Origin of the sequence: Hungatella sp. SL.1.14, from assembly GCF_024460495.1 — a bacterium.
GTDB lineage: Bacteria > Bacillota > Clostridia > Lachnospirales > Lachnospiraceae > Hungatella > Hungatella hathewayi.
In genome coordinates this window covers 1-294 of sequence record NZ_JANFYJ010000447.1, presented here as the reverse complement: position 1 = coordinate 294, position 294 = coordinate 1, and the positions used below count along the sequence as shown (strand labels likewise).

The 294-nt window shown below is 51.7% G+C and carries 1 protein-coding gene; it reads right to left on the bottom strand.

Features of this window, described 5'->3' with window-relative positions:
* Window positions 1-293: metallophosphoesterase (locus tag NE473_RS31770; RefSeq protein ID WP_256265695.1), on the bottom strand; the 293-nt coding region annotated here is incomplete at its 3' end.
* Window position 294: the final 1 nt, after the last annotated feature.

Below are 294 nucleotides of genomic sequence, written 5' to 3'. Positions count from 1 at the left end.
GGCATGCCGTAATCGAATTCATGATTCCCCGGTATGGCAAAGTCATAGCCAACCTTATTCATGATATCAATTAAGTAGACTCCATCGGAAAGTGTTCCGATCGGCGCGCCCTGAATGGCATCGCCGGCGTCAACAAGGACAACGTACGGTGTCTGCTCGAGCATCTGCTTCTTATACAACGCCAGCCCGGCATATCCGATGTTGTCGTCAACACCGCAGTGAACATCATTGGTATACAGCACAACGATGTCGTGGTCTGCTGCCGCTTCGGTAAACGACATGCCGGTGGTCAGA